At 58.3% G+C, this 271-nt stretch carries 1 protein-coding gene; it reads right to left on the bottom strand.

From position 1 onward, the window contains the following. Positions 1-151 precede the first annotated feature (151 nt). Positions 152-271: alpha/beta hydrolase family protein (locus EOB49_RS38505; RefSeq protein WP_245473011.1), on the bottom strand; the 120-nt coding region annotated here is incomplete at its 5' end.

Here is a 271-nt window from a genome sequence, read left to right as displayed (position 1 = left end):
GCCGAAGGATCTGGCGCAGCAGCAGATCAACCTGTTCCAGGAAGAGTAATTTTCCAGCGCGCTGCCCGTCGTCTCGGGTATTGGCTCAGCATTGCGTCGGTACGTTTTTTGAATGCGCCCGGAATCTTCTCGATCGATCTTGGCTGAGCGATCAACGCAGCCGGCGGATCACGTCCATCACATCCGGCTCGGCCTTGTCGCCATTGAAGGCGTCGACGATGCCGAAGGCACCGCCATAGCTCCACACCGACCATGAGAAGCCATGTGCTTC

Source organism: Mesorhizobium sp. M7A.F.Ca.MR.148.00.0.0 (assembly GCF_003997735.1).
Taxonomy (GTDB): domain Bacteria; phylum Pseudomonadota; class Alphaproteobacteria; order Rhizobiales; family Rhizobiaceae; genus Mesorhizobium.
Note: the sequence above shows the minus strand (reverse complement) of the source record. Positions and strands in the feature narration are given on the sequence as shown.